This is a genomic window from Pseudobacillus wudalianchiensis (genome assembly GCF_001685015.1).
GTDB lineage: Bacteria > Bacillota > Bacilli > Bacillales > Domibacillaceae > Pseudobacillus > Pseudobacillus wudalianchiensis.
Genome location: NZ_MAYT01000008.1, coordinates 1 through 16338, shown reverse-complemented (window position 1 = coordinate 16338; position 16338 = coordinate 1). Strand labels below are relative to the sequence as shown.

Below are 16338 nucleotides of genomic sequence, written 5' to 3'. Positions count from 1 at the left end.
TCTCTTTTTTACGGTTTCTGAAAAAAGTGGCTTTTCTTGCTGTCGAACGGTTTTTTGACAAGCCTTCTCTTTTTGACAAACTTTGAAACCGTTGTTTTGTATAATGGCAGCAAAGAAACGTGGATGGGAGTTGTTAACTGTGGAGAAAGCGGAAAGAAGTTTAACAGAGCCGGTCAATCATGTGGGATTAGAAGAGACGAAGGTGGAGGTATTCAAAGGGCTTAAACAGTTTTTTACTCAGTTGCAAGTACTGCTGCTTGAAAAAGGGTTTATTTTACTGATTATAGGCTTTTTGTTAGGTCGAGCATTAATTTTGTCTCATTTAACGCCGTTTGGTCTTCCTTTTTTTGCCGCTGCTTTCATGCTAAGGCGTGACTGTGCACCGCTTGCTTTGATAGGCTTGCTTGCCGGATCTTTAACCTTGTCCATCGAGCAAATGAGCTATTCCTTTTTTTCTATAGCTGTCTTCCTAGTCGCCTACCGAATGCTAAAAAACTTTCATAAAGAAGATATAGTGTCACTGCCATTTTTTGTTTTCTTTACGGCTATGGCAGTGAAAATAGGCTTTGCTTATTTTCAAAATGGCCAGCAATTTGTCCCTTATGATTTGTTAATGGCTGTAATTGAATCTTCTTTGGCCTTTGTACTTACACTCATTTTTATGCAAACCATTCCTTTTTTATCACTAAAAAAGCGGATTAAAGCATTAAAAACAGAAGAGATTGTCAGTTTGATTATTATGCTTGCTTCCATTACATCAGGTACGATCGGCTGGTCTCTCTATGGTTTATCGATTGAACACATCTTTTCTAGATATTTGGTACTTATTTTCTCGTTTATTTCCGGCGCTGCAGTCGGGTCTACTGTCGGTGTAGTCACCGGACTGATCTTTAGTCTCGCCAGTGTTTCTAGTTTCTTTCAAATGAGCCTGCTTGCTTTTGCTGGTTTGCTTGGCGGGTTGTTAAAAGAGTGGCGGAAAGCAGGAGCGGCAGGGGGGCTTATCATTGCCACTCTGCTCGCTGGAATGTACGGAGAGCAAGGTGTTCCTCTTACCCAAACATTGTATGAATCATTAGTGGCTGTAGCGCTCTTGTTTTTAACGCCTAAAATTCTTACCGATCAGCTTGCAAAGCTTATACCGGGGACAGCCGAGCATTCAAATGAACAGCAACAATATTTACGGAAGATGCGGGATGTAACAGCGAGCAGGGTAGAACAATTTTCCGAAGTGTTCCAAGCGCTGTCAAAAAGTTTTTCTCAGTACAATATTGAAGCGCTGGATAATTACGAAGAGCGGGAGTTAGATATGTTTTTAAGCCATGTAACAGAAAAAACATGTCAAACATGTTTTAAGAAAGAACAGTGTTGGACAAAAAATTTCCATCATACTTATCATTTAATGAAAGATGTGCTGTATGAATTAGATGAAGGACAAGCAGGGCTAAGTCAAAGACTGTCAAGAGAGCTGGATACCCATTGTTTCCGCCCAGGTCGAGTGGAAGAAGCCATTAAGCAGCAGCTAACTTATTATCAGGCCAATCAAAAGTTAAAAAAGCAAGTTCATGATAGCAGGAAGCTTGTGGCAGAGCAGTTGCGAGGGGTTTCTGAAGTCATGAGTGATTTTGCGGAAGAAATTCAACGGGAACGGGAAAATCATTACAATCAGGAAGAACAAATATTAGAAGCGATCGAGTCATTTGGATTGGAGATTGATTACGTCGATATATATAGTCTGCAAAAAAGCAATGTAGACATTGAAATTAGCCTGCCCGCTTCTTGCAATAACCATGGAGAATGTCAAAAGGTGATCGCCCCTATGCTGTCTGATATTTTAGGCGATAATGTCATCGTTCATAAAGAAGACTTCGACGGGGGGCCTGCTGGCATGTGCCATGTGATTTTCCGTTCTGCCAAAGCTTTTGCTGTACAAACAGGAGTAGCTCATGCGGCTAAGGGCGGCGGATTAGTTTCGGGAGACAGCTATTCTACCATTGAGCTCGGGGCAGGGAAATATGCTGTTGCGATTAGTGACGGAATGGGGAATGGAGAAAGGGCTCATTATGAGAGTCATGAAACGCTTCGGCTGCTGCAGCAAATTTTGAAATCAGGCATCGAGGAAAAGGTGGCTATTAAATCGGTCAACTCTATTCTGTCTTTGCGGACAACCGATGAAATTTTTTCCACTCTTGATCTTGTGATTATTGATTTGCAGGATGCTGTAGCTAACTTTTTAAAAGTAGGGTCGACGCCAAGCTTTATTAAACGAGGCAGCAAAATAATGAAAATAGAAGCAAGCAATCTGCCAATCGGTATTTTACAGGAATTCGAGGTAGATGTAGTGAGTGAACAGCTTAAGTCTGGAGACTTAATTATCATGATGAGTGACGGAATCTTTGAAGGGCCAAAAAATGTAGAAAACAAAGACCTATGGATGAAGAGAAAAATACAGGAAATGGAAACGGATGACCCGCAAATGATTGCTGATTTACTTATTGAAGAAGTTATTCGAACAAGATCAGGAGAGATTGAAGATGATATGACGGTGGTAGTGGCAAAAGTAGAACACAACCTGCCAAAATGGACATCCATTCCAATGCAGTTCGGTTTTTCAAAAAAGAAAAAGAAAATTTCTTAAGGTGGTGAATTTGTCCCTTTATAAGTATAATTTTCCCTCTTTATGGCGAGGCTGGTAATAACTCGTGAAGGTTGGAGGGGTTATGATGAAGCAAGGGACGATTAAGCAAATTTTGCTGCTAACGGATGGCTGCTCAAATCATGGCGAAGATCCAGTTGCTATGGCTGCTTTAGCTCGAGAGCAGGGAATTACCGTTAATGTTATTGGAATGATAGATGATCAAGCTACAGATGAGCGAGGACTTCAGGAAATTGATCAGATTGCTCTTTCAGGAGGAGGGATCAGTCAAACCGTTTTTGCCAAGCAGCTTTCCCACACAGTGCAGATGGTGACAAGACAAGCTATGACCCAGACGCTGCAAGGAGTAGTGAATGAACAATTAAAGAAGATATTGAATAAGGACACTGGTATGGAGTCGTTGCCGCCGGATACGCGTGGCGAGGTAATGGAAGTGGTGGACGAGCTCGGTGAAACAGCTAACTTAGAGGTATTGATCTTAGTTGATACGAGCGCCAGTATGAAAAGCAAGCTGCCGACTGTAAAAGAAGCGTTGCTTGATTTGTCACTAAGCATGAATGCGAGAATGGGGAGCAATCTCTTTTCCTTATCAATATTTCCTGGGAAAAGAAAAGATACGGAACAGCTGCTTGACTGGACACCTAAGTTAGACTCTTTAACATCTCTGTTCTCGAAGCTGTCTCCGGGAGGATTAACACCAACTGGACCTGCTATTCGTGAAGCTATTTCCCAATTTAAAAAGAAACGAAGCAGGAAAGGCTGGTTATCAGGTGGCGATGAATACATCGAGAAATCAGTTTAATATTGGCCGGGGAACTGTCATACATGGGAAATGGCATAGTCAAGCTTACTTGGTGGAGCGGCTGCTCGGCCGGGGAGCCACCGGAACAGTCTATTTAGTGAATGGGCCAGACGGGGCTGCTGCGCTGAAATTCAGTAACTCATTATCCATCACAGCTGAAATGAACGTTTTGAAGGCGTTTGCTAAGGTCCAGGGGTCTTCCCTTGGACCTTCTTTGTTAGATGCTGATGATTGGGAGAGCGGGTACGGAGTGCAGCCATTTTATGTGATGGAATACATACAGGGACCAACACTGTCTGCTTTTATCCGGATGAGAGGTTCATCATGGATTGGTGTTTTGCTATTGCAGCTGTTAGAAAACTTACAGACGCTTCACGAAGCCGGCTGGATCTTTGGTGATATTAAACCGGATAATCTAATCGTCTCGGGTCCGCCTTTTGCTCTCCGTTGTATAGATGTTGGCGGCACAACTAAAATGGGGCGTGCTATCAAAGAGTATACAGAATTTTTTGACAGGGGTTATTGGCGTGCAGGATCCAGAAAAGCAGAGCCTTCTTATGATTTATTTGCCGCTGCGATGGTAGCCATCAACCTAGTGTATCCAGAGCGATTTTCACGAAATGAGGAAGGCATAAAACAATTAGAAGCTAAAGTTAGGCAAAAGAAGGAGCTGCAAGCTATTGCTCCTGTATTAATAAAAGCGTTGCAAGGAAAGTATTCTTCCGCCAGTGCTATGCGAACAGAGCTGCTCGTTTCACTTAATAGCGAGACAAAGAAAAAAGAACCGGTAAATAGGAGATCAGCTGTCCGTAAAAACAACGGAAGGGCGATTTATAAACAAAAGAGGAAAGAGCGGGGCTTATTTACTTTAGCGGCTGTTTTGTTTATTGCCGTTGTGTATGTCCTCTACGTGCTGACAGAACTGCTTATTTAAAGATAAACTTTTTCTTTTTGTTTGTTATCTTTAGAAAGTGTTAATATAGTCAATAAAAAGAGCAGGAAGAGGAATAGATGCTGGCATATGAAGAGAACGTTAAACAATTTATTACTCATCACCAATTAATCAGCAAGGGCGACAAAGTTGCTGTCGGTGTATCAGGTGGTCCAGATTCTTTATCGTTGCTTTCTTATTTGGAGAGAAAACGTAAAGAATTCAATATTGAAGTGTTTGCTCTCCATTTGGATCATATGTTCAGAGGAGAGGAGTCTTACCGGGAGTTACAGTTTGTTGAACAATTTTGTGAAAGCAAAAAGATTCCTTTTTATGCAGAAAGAATTAATATAGCAAAGGAATTGGAGGAAGAAGGCGGGGGATTGCAGGAAGTGTCACGTCGGGTACGATACGAATTTTTTGAGAGAGGACTAGAGAAGTTTTCAGCTGACAAGCTGGCACTTGCCCATCATGGAGATGATCAGATAGAAACTGTTATGATGCAGCTCGTGAAGGGGTCTAGCAGCCGAACGGGAATTCCAGTTCGCAGAGCTTTCGGAAAAAGAGAGATTATTCGGCCGCTTCTTTCCGTAAACAAGGATATGATTGAAGAATATTGCCTTCATTATCGGCTTAATCCACAGAGGGATCCAAGCAATGAGAAGCCTGTCTATACCCGCAACCGTTATCGACTTGAGCTGCTTCCTTTTTTAAAAGAGGAAAACCGCAAAGTTCATGAGCATTTCCAAAGATTTAGTGAAGAGTTGAATGAAGATAACAGATTTTTGGAAGAATTAACAAAGGAGAAAATGAAGAATATATGGCAAAAGGATGACAGTATGTGCTCCTTTGAAATTGAGAGCTTTCAGTCAATGCCTTTGCCTTTACAAAAAAGAGGGATTCATCTAATATTAAACTATCTTTATAAAGGAAAAAAGCCCTTCTCTTACATACATATTCAACAGATTTTACAGCTTTTAAAGGAAGACAAATCCTCATGGAAATTGGACTTGCCGCATGGGCTGAAAGTCTGCCGGGAATACCAATTATGTGTCTTTAGATTTAATGCTTCAGAAAAAAGGGAATATACTTTTAAGCTGAACTGTGGAGACCAGGTTTCTTGGCCTTATGGAGGCCAGTTTCTATTGACTGATAGAGCCCCCGAAGTAACGGGTGAATATGAATACATGATGCTTGAGGAGAAGGTGAAGCTCCCGCTTTATATTCGAACAAGGAAAAAAGGCGATAAAATTCAGCCAAAGGGCATGAACGGCTCAAAAAAATTAAAAGACTTATTTATCGATGAGAAAGTGGTCCTTGCAAGGCGTGATCAGTGGCCAATCGTAACAGATAGCGAGGGGAAACTGCTCTGGGTGCCTGGGTTGAAGAGATCTAGGTATGAAAAAGCCGGTTCTAATGGCAACCATTTAATATTAATTTATATACGCAATCACTTCTAGGAGGCTAACAAATTGTTAAATCAGGATATCGAGAAAGTACTGATTACCGAGGAAGAAATTCAAGAGACAGTGAAAGAGCTTGGTCGTCAGCTTACAGAAGAGTATAAAGATAAGTTTCCCCTCGTTATTGGAGTTTTAAAAGGGGCTTTGCCTTTCATGTCTGATTTGATTAAGCGAATGGATACTTATTTAGAAATGGACTTCATGGACGTTTCGAGTTATGGCCGCTCCACTACTTCATCAGGGGAAGTAAAGATTGTAAAGGATTTAGATACTTCAGTAGAAGGCAGAGATATATTAATCATTGAGGATATCATTGATAGTGGCTTGACGCTGAGCTATCTAGTGGAGCTTTTCCGATACAGAAAAGCAAAATCCATTAAAATTGTGACGCTTTTAGATAAGCCAACGGGCAGAAAGGCAAAGATTGAAGCTGACATCGTTGGATTTAATGTGCCTGATGAATTCGTTGTCGGTTACGGACTTGACTTTGCAGAGAAATATCGAAACCTTCCTTATATCGGCGTTTTAAAACCGGAAGTATATACGGAAGAGGATAACGGTTAAGAAAGGTTGATCAGCATATATGAATAGGCCGATCTACATGCCAAATAGTTGTAATACCAAGATTTTCTATGATAGTATTGAATACAGTATTTTTACCGTGGGAGGAGGTAAGGGATGAGCCGAATTTTTCGTTATACCATATTTTATTTATTAGTTTTCCTTGTCATTATTGGGGTTGTCAGTTATTTCAATAACAATAATGAACCGAATAAGAATATAACGTACAATGAGTTTGTTTCCTATCTGGAAAAGGATCAGGTAGACTCATTCTCCATGCAGCCGGAAAGAGGGGTCTATGAAATTCGCGGACAACTCAAGGGTGCACAAGAAGGTGAATTTTTTCTTACTTACGTAATGAACAGTGAGAATATGCTGAACCGCATTGATAACGCAGCAAAGGATTCTAAAGTAGAAATCTTGCCTGCCAAAGAGACCAGCGGCTGGGTATCTTTCTTCACAACAATTATTCCTTTCTTAATTATTTTCCTTTTATTCTTCTTCTTATTGAATCAGGCGCAGGGCGGCGGCAGCCGAGTGATGAACTTCGGAAAAAGCAAAGCCCGCTTGTACAATGATGAAAAGAAAAAAGTACGCTTTAAAGATGTAGCAGGGGCAGATGAAGAAAAGCAAGAACTCGTAGAAGTAGTTGAATTTTTAAAAGACCCGCGCAAATTCTCCGAGTTGGGTGCGCGAATTCCAAAGGGAGTTCTTTTAGTTGGACCTCCGGGAACTGGTAAAACGTTGCTTGCGCGAGCAGCAGCGGGAGAAGCAGGAGTACCGTTTTTCTCCATCAGTGGTTCTGACTTTGTAGAGATGTTTGTTGGGGTCGGGGCTTCTCGTGTACGTGATTTATTTGAAAACGCGAAAAAGAACGCTCCTTGTATCATTTTCATTGATGAGATTGATGCAGTAGGCCGTCAGCGTGGCGCCGGACTTGGTGGCGGACATGATGAACGCGAACAGACGTTGAATCAGCTTTTAGTTGAAATGGATGGGTTTAGTGCCAATGAAGGAATCATTATTATTGCGGCAACAAACCGTCCTGACATCTTAGACCCTGCCTTATTGCGTCCAGGTCGTTTTGACCGTCAAATTACAGTTGATCGTCCGGATGTAAATGGCCGTGAAGCAGTATTGCGTGTTCATGCGCGCAACAAGCCGCTTGATGACTCAATTGATTTAAAAGCTATTGCGATGAGAACACCAGGTTTCTCAGGTGCGGACCTTGAAAACTTACTAAACGAAGCAGCGCTTGTGGCTGCCCGTCGCAATAAGAAGAAAATTGATATGCGTGATATCGACGAGGCGACAGACCGAGTGATCGCAGGACCTGCTAAGAAGAGCCGTGTTATTTCTCAGAAGGAGAGAAAGATTGTTGCTTTCCACGAAGCGGGGCATACTGTGATTGGTCTTGTGCTTGATGAAGCCGAAATGGTTCATAAAGTAACCATTGTTCCACGCGGCCAGGCTGGCGGCTATGCTGTTATGCTGCCGAAGGAAGACCGTTACTTTATGACAAAGCCGGAGCTTCTTGATAAAATCACCGGCTTGCTAGGTGGCCGTGTAGCCGAGGATATCATTTTTGGTGAAGTATCTACTGGTGCCCATAATGACTTCCAGCGCGCGACAGGCATCGCCCGCCGAATGGTAACTGAATTTGGAATGAGTGATAAACTCGGTCCACTTCAATTTGGCCAGACTTCAGGCGGCCAAGTATTCCTTGGACGTGACTTTAATAACGAACAAAACTATTCAGATGCAATTGCGTATGAAATCGATCTTGAAATCCAAAGAATTATTAAAGAGTGTTACGAACGTGCGAAGAATATCTTAACTGAGAACCGCGATAAATTAGAGTTAATTGCTAATACTCTTCTTGATGTAGAAACGTTAGATGCTGCTCAAATTAAACATCTCGTTGACCATGGTACATTGCCAGAGCGCAAGTACGAAACGGATGAAGGGGCAGAAACGCTCAAGCTTTCTAAAGACGAGCAAATGGTTGTTAATGTCCAGAAGAAGGAAGAACCTTCTGAAACTGACAATACTATACCTGTTTCGGAAGAGAAAGAACAGCAGCCGAATGATCGGGAAGATGACCCGAGAGTTTAATCGAAAACGCCGATTTCAATCAGCCTAATGCTGTACAGAAAAGATTTTTTGTATACTTTAGAGCGCCGATTGAATCGGCGCTTTTTTATTTTATGGGGAATGATAAACTAAAATAGGTTTTTTTATTTCGCAGGTTTGACCGCCTCTTGATTTTTACAGGATAAAATCGAGCTTGTACCTTTTTAAAAAAATCCTTTGTTCTGGAAGGCATGACATAATGATGTCACCGCTTTTATGTGATATGATGAATGGCAGCAATAAAAGTTTAAATGAGTGTGGTGAGAGTCTTGATATTTGTGTTGGATGTAGGGAATACAAATACTGTGTTGGGCGTTTATGAAGAAGATGAGTTGAAATTTCACTGGCGGATTGAAACGAGTCGTAATAAAACAGAAGACGAATACGGCATGATAGTCAAAAACCTTTTTCAGCATGAGGGAATTACGTTTGATCAAATTGAAGGAATTATCATTTCTTCTGTAGTACCGCCCATTATGTTTTCATTAGAGCAAATGTGCCAGAAATATTTTAATATAAAGCCGATGATTGTTGGTCCGGGAATGAAAACCGGTTTAAATATCAAATATGAAAATCCGCGGGAAGTAGGGGCGGATCGGATTGTTAATGCAGTGGCCGCTATTCATGAATATGGCAGCCCTTTAATTATCGTAGATTTTGGAACTGCTACTACTTATTGTTATGTTGATGAAGAAGGCAACTATATGGGCGGTGCGATTGCGCCAGGAATTAATATTTCTACGGAGGCCCTTTATTCAAGAGCGGCTAAATTGCCCCGTATAGAAATCATTAGACCGGATCATATTGTTGGTAAAAATACTGTAGCAGCCATGCAAGCTGGAATTCTGTATGGATACGTAGGCCAGGTAGATGGCATAGTGAACCGAATGAAAGAGCAGAGTAAAAAGCAGCCGACTGTGGTAGCAACTGGAGGGCTGGCTCCTTTAATTGGAGAGGAAGCACAGTCGATTGATATCATTGATCCGCTATTAACGCTTAAAGGGTTATGTCTGATTTACAAACGCAACCTTTAAGAAGAAAGGAGTTTTCCTATGAAGGATTATTTAGTAAAAGCATTAGCCTTTGATGGCCAAGTACGTGCTTATGCGGTAGATACAACAGAAACGATAAATGAAGCACAAAGAAGACATTATACATGGCCGACTGCTTCTGCTGCCATGGGCCGGGCGATGACAGCTGGTGTTATGATGGGTGCGATGCTAAAAGGTGAGGAAAAAATCACTATCAAAATAGAGGGTGGCGGTCCTATTGGAGCGATCCTTGTGGACGCCAATTCGAAAGGTAAAGTTCGTGGATACGTGACGAACCCGCAAACTCATTTTGACTTAAATGAGCATGGCAAATTGGATGTACGCCGTGCAGTTGGAACGAATGGGCTGCTTACAGTCGTAAAGGATCTTGGTCTCCGGGAACACTTTAGCGGGCAGACTCCGATCGTTTCCGGAGAGCTTGGAGAGGATTTTACTTATTATTTTGTCGCTTCAGAACAGGTGCCGTCTGCGGTCGGAGTAGGGGTGCTTGTTAATCCGGATAACTCCATTTTAGCGGCAGGAGGGTTTATTGTTCAAATTATGCCAGGGGCAGAGGAAGAAGTGATTTCTCTAATTGAAGAGAAAGTTTCCAACATGACTCCGATCTCGAAGTTAATTGAACGAGGAATGTCTCCTGAAGAAATTCTTTATTATGTTTTGGGAAAAGAAAATGTAAAGATTCTTGACCAAATGCCAGTCAGCTTTGAATGTACTTGCTCAAAAGAACGGTTCGGTAATGCGATTGTTAGTCTTGGAAAAGAGGAAATCCAAGAAATGATTGATGAAGACGGACAAGCAGAGGCCCAATGCCATTTCTGTAATGAGAAATATATTTTCACAAGAGATGAGCTTGAAGAATTGAGAGAAGCCGCTTCTATTTAATCGAATAAACGGAAAAAACCTGCTGACAAAGAATGTTTTGCAGGTTTTTTCATAATTTACTCGTATATTAAGAAGTAAAACGATTGACTTTTAGCAAAAAAATTGGTAAATTCTATATAACCAATAAAAATACTCGGTATTGAGGTGGATGAAATGGTACGTGTGGCAAATTCAGTGGCTGAGCTAGTCGGTCAAACTCCTATTGTGAAGTTAAATAATGTAGTAAGTGAAAATAGTGCAGATGTGTATTTAAAGCTAGAATACATGAATCCGGGAAGCAGTGTAAAAGATCGGATTGCTTTAGCAATGATCACGGCAGCAGAGGAAAGCGGCGGCCTTAAAAAGGGCGGAACGATCATTGAACCAACGAGCGGTAACACAGGAATTGGGCTGGCGATGATCGCGGCGGCAAAAGGATATCGTGCTATTTTAGTAATGCCGGAAACGATGAGTATGGAGCGTCGTAATTTGCTTCGTGCTTATGGAGCAGAACTTGTGCTAACACCTGGCCCTGAAGGAATGAATGGAGCGATTCGCAAAGCAAAAGAACTTGCTGAAGAGCACGGTTATTTCATGCCGCAGCAATTTGAAAATGAAGCGAATCCAGAAATACACCGGAAAACAACAGGGAAAGAGATTGTCGAACAGATGGATCAATTGGATGCTTTTGTTTCCGGTATCGGTACAGGCGGAACGATCACAGGAGCCGGCCAAGTGTTGAAAGAAAAGTTTCCTGAAATAAAAATCTATGCAGTTGAGCCAGCTGATTCTCCAGTCCTTTCCGGTGGAAAGCCAGGTCCTCATAAGATTCAAGGGATCGGCGCTGGATTCGTTCCAAAAGTGCTAGACACGGAAGTGTATGATGAAGTCATTACAATCGAGAACGAACAAGCGTTTGAAACAGCTCGTAAAGTTGCTCGCGAAGAAGGAGTTCTAGGCGGAATTTCTTCAGGTGCGGCCATTGCTGCTGCATTGCAAGTAGCTGAAAAGCTGGGAAAAGGAAAGAAGGTACTCGCCATCATTCCAAGTAACGGAGAACGTTATTTAAGTACTCCATTGTATGATTTTGAGGAAAAGTAAAGAAATCGAAAAAGCAGGCTGAGAAATCAGTCTGTTTTTATTTTTGTATCGTTTAGACATGATAAAATAAAAAGGATAGAAAGATGGAAGGGGTAAAAAAAATGAAAGTTTCAGCAGGAGCCTATGAACTAGATTTCACAAAAAAAACCTATATGATGGGTATTTTAAATACAACGCCTGATTCCTTTTCTGACGGTGGCCGTTTTAATGAGATAGAGACAGCTGTTCACCATGCAAAAGAGATGGTGAAGGATGGGGCTCATATTATTGATGTCGGCGGTGAATCTACACGGCCAGGTTATACAGCTATTTCGGCAGAAGAGGAACTGGAGCGAGTCGTCCCTGTTATTGAGGCGGTCTCATCCAGTATAGATGTACCACTTTCGATTGATACGTATAAAGCGGAAACTGCGAGACGGACATTAGAAGCAGGAGCCCATATTATCAATGACATTTGGGGAGCGAAAAAAGATCCCGAGATTGCAGCCGTAGCAGCTGAAAAAAATGCTCCTATTATTCTTATGCATAATAGAGACGACATGAATTATGAATCCTTTATTAGGGATGTATTGCTTGATTTATATGACAGTATTAACATCGCCGTTAAAGCAGGTGTACCTGAAGAAAAGATTATTCTTGATCCGGGAATTGGATTTGCTAAAGATATGGACCAGCATATACTTATGCTGCAAAATCTAGATAAAGTGTCAGCTCTTGGATTTCCGGTACTTCTCGGCGCTTCTCGAAAAAGGATAGTGGGACATGTTCTGGACTTGCCGGTAAAAGAACGAATGGAAGGAACAGGGGCTATCTGTTGTTTCGGTATTGAAAAAGGCTGCCATATTCTTCGTGTTCATGATGTAAAGCCGATTAGCCGGATGGCAAAAATGATGGATGCAATCGTTGGGAAGGAGTGAAGGTATGGATAAAATTTATGTAACAGGTATGGAGTTTTATGGTTACCATGGAGTATTTCCGGAAGAAAACAAGCTTGGCCAGCGCTTTCGAGTGGACGCTGTACTCGACGTTTCTTTGCAAAAGGCCGGACAGTCAGACGACCTGGAAGATTCCGTGAATTACGGGGAGATTTATAAAGTATGCAAGGAAATCGTAGAGAACCGAACATTTAACTTATTGGAAGCGGTAGCTGAACATATTTCTTTTGCTCTGTTAGAAAGCTTTCCTAAAGTAGCAGCTTGTACGATTAAAGTCATTAAACCTGATCCGCCCATTCCTGGACATTACAATCATGTAGCTGTTGAAATAACGAGGAGAAGAACGAGAGATGAAGAATAAGGCCTTTTTATCGTTAGGAACCAATCTGGGAGATCGCTTTGCTAACTTACAAGCTGCGCTGCACTTACTTCAATCGTATGAAGCGGTTACAGTGGGAAAGCTTTCTTCTATTTATGAAACAGAGCCTGTTGGCTACACGGATCAGCCTGCTTTTTTAAATATGGTTATTCAAGTAACCACCTCTTTATCGGCAGAAGAACTGCTTGATTTATGTTTATCTATTGAGCAAGAGCTTGGTAGAATTAGGGAGTTTAAATGGGGGCCGCGAATAATAGACCTTGACATTTTAATGTATAATCAAGACAATATTGAATCAGAGAAACTTATCGTTCCGCACCCAAGAATGCATGAACGTGCTTTTGTACTTGTTCCTTTAATAGAAATAAATCCAAACATTTGTTCTCCAGAGAGTGATATGCCACTTGAAGAAGCACTTTCAAGTATCGAAGAAAGGAAAGGTGTGCGCCTGTGGAAACAGATCAATCGGGAAGACGAATCCGGGCTTTTAGGAAGTTGAAGGGTTTTACTCAAGAGCGATTGGCTCACCAGCTTGGAGTATCAGTTTCTGTTCTCGGTGAGGTGGAAAGAGGCAGTCGTCCGCTGTCGGATGAGTTATTGAAGGAAATATCGAAAGTTTTGCATATATCGACTGAGGAATTGTGTCCGCCGGAAAAAAACTAGAAAGGTGATCAGTATGTTAAAGATCGGAAACATCGAGATAAAGAATCCGGTTGTTCTTGCACCGATGGCGGGAGTTTGTAATTCTGCTTTTCGTCTGACAGTAAAAGAGTTTGGCGCCGGACTCGTTTGTGCCGAAATGGTTAGTGACAAAGGAATCGTTTTTCAGAATGAGAAAACGATGAACATGCTTTATATTGATGAAAGAGAAAAACCACTGAGCCTGCAGATCTTTGGAGGAGAGAAAGAGACGCTTGTACAAGCTGCAAGCTTTGTTGATAAAAATACAAATGCCGATATTATTGACATTAATATGGGTTGTCCTGTTCCTAAAATCACAAAATGTGATGCCGGAGCGAAATGGCTTCTTGATCCAAATAAGATTTACGAGATGGTATCAGCAGTAGTAGATGCTGTTGACAAGCCTGTGACAGTGAAAATGCGAATGGGCTGGGATGAAGATCACATTTATGCAGTCGAAAATGCTCGAGCGGTAGAGAGAGCAGGCGGACAGGCAGTAGCTCTTCATGGACGGACTCGTGTCCAAATGTATGAAGGAACAGCAAACTGGGATATCATTAAAGAAGTAAAACAATCAGTTAACATCCCGGTAATCGGAAATGGCGACGTAGAAACTCCGCAGGACGCTAAGCGGATGCTGGAGGAAACAGGCGTGGATGGAGTGATGATTGGCCGCGCCGCCCTCGGTAACCCATGGATGATTTATCGTACGGTCAAATTTTTAGAAACAGGCGAATTAATTGGAGAACCTACAGCACGTGAAAAAATAGACGTTTGTTTATTGCATCTCGATCGCCTTATTGCTTTAAAAAATGAAAATATTGCCGTGCGTGAAATGCGGAAGCATGCTGCCTGGTATTTAAAGGGTATTCGTGGCAATGCCAGTGTACGCAAGGAGGTCAATTCCTGCGAGACGAGAGAACAATTAGCCAGCTTGCTGTCTAACTTTGTTCAAGAAGTAGAAGAGAAAGAAGCGGCTGTTCAAGCCGGATAACTTGTAAGGGCGATCATAGGAATAGGAGTGAATGAAATGAGTGAGGAATTAAACGATCAGTTGCTGGTTAGAAGAGAAAAAATGCAGGCGCTAAGAGATAAAGGGCTCGATCCTTTTGGCAAACGCTTTGAACGTACGCACACAGCTAAAGGCATTATTAGCGCTTATGAAGAGCTTTCTAAAGAAGAGCTAGAAGAAAAAGAAATAGAAGTGAAAATTGCTGGACGTATTATGACAAAGCGCGGAAAAGGAAAAGCAGGCTTTGCTCATGTACAAGACTTAACAGGACAAATCCAGATCTATGTACGTAAAGATGCAATCGGAGACGAAGCGTATGAAATATTTAATATGACCGATCTCGGTGATCTTGTCGGAGTGACTGGTACAATTTTTAAAACAAAAGTGGGAGAGCTGTCGATTAAAGTCAGCCAGTATGAATTCTTGACAAAGGCTTTGCGTCCGCTTCCTGACAAGTTCCATGGATTAAAAGACGTTGAACAGCGTTATCGACAACGTTATTTAGATTTAATTACGAGTCCAGAAAGTCAGCAGACGTTTATCACTCGCAGCCGCATCATTCAGTCAATGAGACGTTATTTAGACGATCATGGCTATTTAGAGGTAGAAACACCAATGATGCATTCCATTGCAGGGGGAGCTTCAGCACGTCCATTTATTACGCATCACAATGCGCTTGATATGGAGCTTTATATGCGTATTGCGATCGAACTTCATTTAAAGCGCCTAATCGTCGGTGGTATGGAGAAAGTATATGAAATCGGCCGTGTATTCCGAAATGAAGGCGTTTCTACTCGTCACAATCCAGAATTTACGATGATTGAATTATATGAAGCCTACGCGGATTATCAAGATATTATGCGTTTGACAGAAAACTTAATCGCTCACATTGCACGGGAGGTACATGGTACTACAACGGTCACTTATGGAGAATATGAAGTGAATCTAGAACCACAATGGCGCCGTTTGCATATGGTGGATGCTGTTAAAGAATATACAGGTGTGGATTTCTGGCAGGAAATGACGGATGAACAAGCCCGTGCGCTAGCTAAAGAGCATGGCATTGAATATAAAGAAACAATGCAATACGGACACATTGTTAATGAGTTCTTTGAACAAAAAGTAGAGGAAAAATTAATCCAGCCTACGTTCATTTATGGTCACCCAGTTGAAATCTCTCCTCTTGCGAAGAAAAATGAGGAAGATCCACGTTTTACAGATCGTTTTGAGTTATTTATTGTAGGACGCGAGCATGCGAACGCGTTTACGGAACTAAATGATCCGATCGATCAGCGTGAACGTTTTGAGGCGCAATTGAAAGAACGAGAGCAAGGAAACGATGAAGCACATGAAATGGATGATGACTTCATCGAAGCATTGGAATACGGACTGCCGCCAACAGGTGGACTAGGCATAGGAATTGACCGTCTTGTTATGCTGTTAACAAACTCTCCTTCTATCCGGGACGTACTTCTCTTCCCGTTAATGAGACATAGAGATTAATTTCTAAAGGATCGCTTCTGGCGATCCTTTATTTTTTGAAAAAAAGAGCAGCATAAGGTTTAAAGGATAACTATTTAGGTTAAATAAACTATTTTAAAAAAGTACTTGCATACGAGAAAAAGAGATGGTATATTTATATTCGTTGCTAACGACGAACATCATTTGATTAAAAAACATTTGAAAAAAGTTGTTGACAACGAAGTCGAGAAATGATATATTTAAGAGGTCGCCAAAAACGACAAAAGAAAAATTGATCTTTGAAAACTGAACA

Annotated in this window: 15 protein-coding genes; all 15 read left to right on the top strand. The window is 41.6% G+C overall.

Annotated features, from left to right (window positions below; genetic code table 11):
• The first annotated feature begins 103 nt into the window (after positions 1-103).
• The 15 genes from spoIIE to lysS all read left to right on the top strand — a co-directional run bounded on the left by spoIIE (position 104) and on the right by lysS (position 16067).
• Entirely contained in the window at positions 104-2635 is a 2532-nt protein-coding gene (gene spoIIE, locus A8F95_RS07400; RefSeq protein ID WP_425414980.1) for a stage II sporulation protein E, read from the top strand.
• Positions 2636-2720: 85 nt separating this feature from the next.
• Positions 2721-3455, top strand: a complete 735-nt coding sequence (locus tag A8F95_RS07395) for a VWA domain-containing protein (protein WP_065409946.1) — start codon at positions 2721-2723, stop codon at positions 3453-3455.
• Entirely contained in the window at positions 3430-4389 is a 960-nt protein-coding gene (locus tag A8F95_RS07390) for a protein kinase domain-containing protein (protein WP_065409945.1), read from the top strand. Before A8F95_RS07395 ends, A8F95_RS07390 begins: the two co-directional genes overlap by 26 nt.
• Before the next feature lie 77 nt (positions 4390-4466).
• Positions 4467-5846: a tRNA lysidine(34) synthetase TilS gene (gene tilS, locus A8F95_RS07385; RefSeq protein WP_077247262.1), complete on the top strand. Its 1380-nt coding sequence runs from the start codon at positions 4467-4469 to the stop codon at positions 5844-5846.
• A gap of 12 nt (positions 5847-5858) precedes the next feature.
• Positions 5859-6413, top strand: a complete 555-nt coding sequence (hpt, locus tag A8F95_RS22985; RefSeq protein WP_049666072.1) for a hypoxanthine phosphoribosyltransferase — start codon at positions 5859-5861, stop codon at positions 6411-6413.
• A 114-nt stretch (positions 6414-6527) separates the two neighbouring features.
• The gene (ftsH, locus tag A8F95_RS07375; RefSeq protein ID WP_065409944.1) at positions 6528-8525 is read left to right on the top strand and encodes an ATP-dependent zinc metalloprotease FtsH; all 1998 of its coding nucleotides are present in this window, start codon (positions 6528-6530) and stop codon (positions 8523-8525) included.
• Positions 8526-8812: 287 nt separating this feature from the next.
• A complete protein-coding gene (locus tag A8F95_RS07370) occupies positions 8813-9577 on the top strand; it encodes a type III pantothenate kinase (RefSeq protein ID WP_049666078.1) in 765 nt (254 codons plus the stop codon).
• A gap of 18 nt (positions 9578-9595) precedes the next feature.
• Positions 9596-10477 (top strand): Hsp33 family molecular chaperone HslO, encoded by an 882-nt coding sequence (gene hslO / locus A8F95_RS07365; protein ID WP_065409943.1) that lies wholly within the window; start codon positions 9596-9598, stop codon positions 10475-10477.
• Positions 10478-10630: 153 nt separating this feature from the next.
• Positions 10631-11557: a cysteine synthase A gene (cysK, locus tag A8F95_RS07360; RefSeq protein ID WP_065409942.1), complete on the top strand. Its 927-nt coding sequence runs from the start codon at positions 10631-10633 to the stop codon at positions 11555-11557.
• Positions 11558-11658: 101 nt separating this feature from the next.
• Positions 11659-12474 carry a dihydropteroate synthase gene (folP, locus tag A8F95_RS07355; protein ID WP_065409972.1) on the top strand — a complete coding sequence of 272 codons (816 nt, stop codon included), beginning with the start codon at positions 11659-11661 and terminating at the stop codon, positions 12472-12474.
• Between the two features lie 4 nt (positions 12475-12478).
• Positions 12479-12853 (top strand): dihydroneopterin aldolase, encoded by a 375-nt coding sequence (gene folB / locus A8F95_RS07350; protein WP_065409941.1) that lies wholly within the window; start codon positions 12479-12481, stop codon positions 12851-12853.
• Positions 12843-13370 (top strand): 2-amino-4-hydroxy-6-hydroxymethyldihydropteridine diphosphokinase, encoded by a 528-nt coding sequence (folK, locus tag A8F95_RS07345; RefSeq protein WP_065409940.1) that lies wholly within the window; start codon positions 12843-12845, stop codon positions 13368-13370. Before folB ends, folK begins: the two co-directional genes overlap by 11 nt.
• Positions 13322-13534, top strand: coding sequence for a helix-turn-helix domain-containing protein (locus tag A8F95_RS21655; RefSeq protein ID WP_077247261.1), 213 nt, complete (start codon positions 13322-13324; stop codon positions 13532-13534). Before folK ends, A8F95_RS21655 begins: the two co-directional genes overlap by 49 nt.
• Before the next feature lie 13 nt (positions 13535-13547).
• Entirely contained in the window at positions 13548-14546 is a 999-nt protein-coding gene (dusB, locus tag A8F95_RS07340; RefSeq protein WP_065409939.1) for a tRNA dihydrouridine synthase DusB, read from the top strand.
• Between the two features lie 36 nt (positions 14547-14582).
• Positions 14583-16067, top strand: coding sequence for a lysine--tRNA ligase (gene lysS, locus A8F95_RS07335; RefSeq protein WP_065409938.1), 1485 nt, complete (start codon positions 14583-14585; stop codon positions 16065-16067).
• Positions 16068-16338: the final 271 nt, after the last annotated feature.

Bases quoted from the DNA above. Each gene is read 5' to 3' on its own strand.
- spoIIE (WP_425414980.1), top strand. From the start codon at position 104: ATGGCAGCAAAGAAACGTGGATGGGAGTTGTTAACTGTGGAGAAAGCG.
- hslO (WP_065409943.1), top strand. From the start codon at position 9,596: ATGAAGGATTATTTAGTAAAAGCATTAGCCTTTGATGGCCAAGTACGT.
- ftsH (WP_065409944.1), top strand. From the start codon at position 6,528: ATGAGCCGAATTTTTCGTTATACCATATTTTATTTATTAGTTTTCCTT.
- lysS (WP_065409938.1), top strand. From the start codon at position 14,583: ATGAGTGAGGAATTAAACGATCAGTTGCTGGTTAGAAGAGAAAAAATG.
- cysK (WP_065409942.1), top strand. From the start codon at position 10,631: ATGGTACGTGTGGCAAATTCAGTGGCTGAGCTAGTCGGTCAAACTCCT.
- folK (WP_065409940.1), top strand. From the start codon at position 12,843: ATGAAGAATAAGGCCTTTTTATCGTTAGGAACCAATCTGGGAGATCGC.
- tilS (WP_077247262.1), top strand. From the start codon at position 4,467: ATGCTGGCATATGAAGAGAACGTTAAACAATTTATTACTCATCACCAA.
- dusB (WP_065409939.1), top strand. From the start codon at position 13,548: ATGTTAAAGATCGGAAACATCGAGATAAAGAATCCGGTTGTTCTTGCA.
- folB (WP_065409941.1), top strand. From the start codon at position 12,479: ATGGATAAAATTTATGTAACAGGTATGGAGTTTTATGGTTACCATGGA.
- A8F95_RS07395 (WP_065409946.1), top strand. From the start codon at position 2,721: ATGAAGCAAGGGACGATTAAGCAAATTTTGCTGCTAACGGATGGCTGC.
- A8F95_RS07390 (WP_065409945.1), top strand. From the start codon at position 3,430: ATGAATACATCGAGAAATCAGTTTAATATTGGCCGGGGAACTGTCATA.
- folP (WP_065409972.1), top strand. From the start codon at position 11,659: ATGAAAGTTTCAGCAGGAGCCTATGAACTAGATTTCACAAAAAAAACC.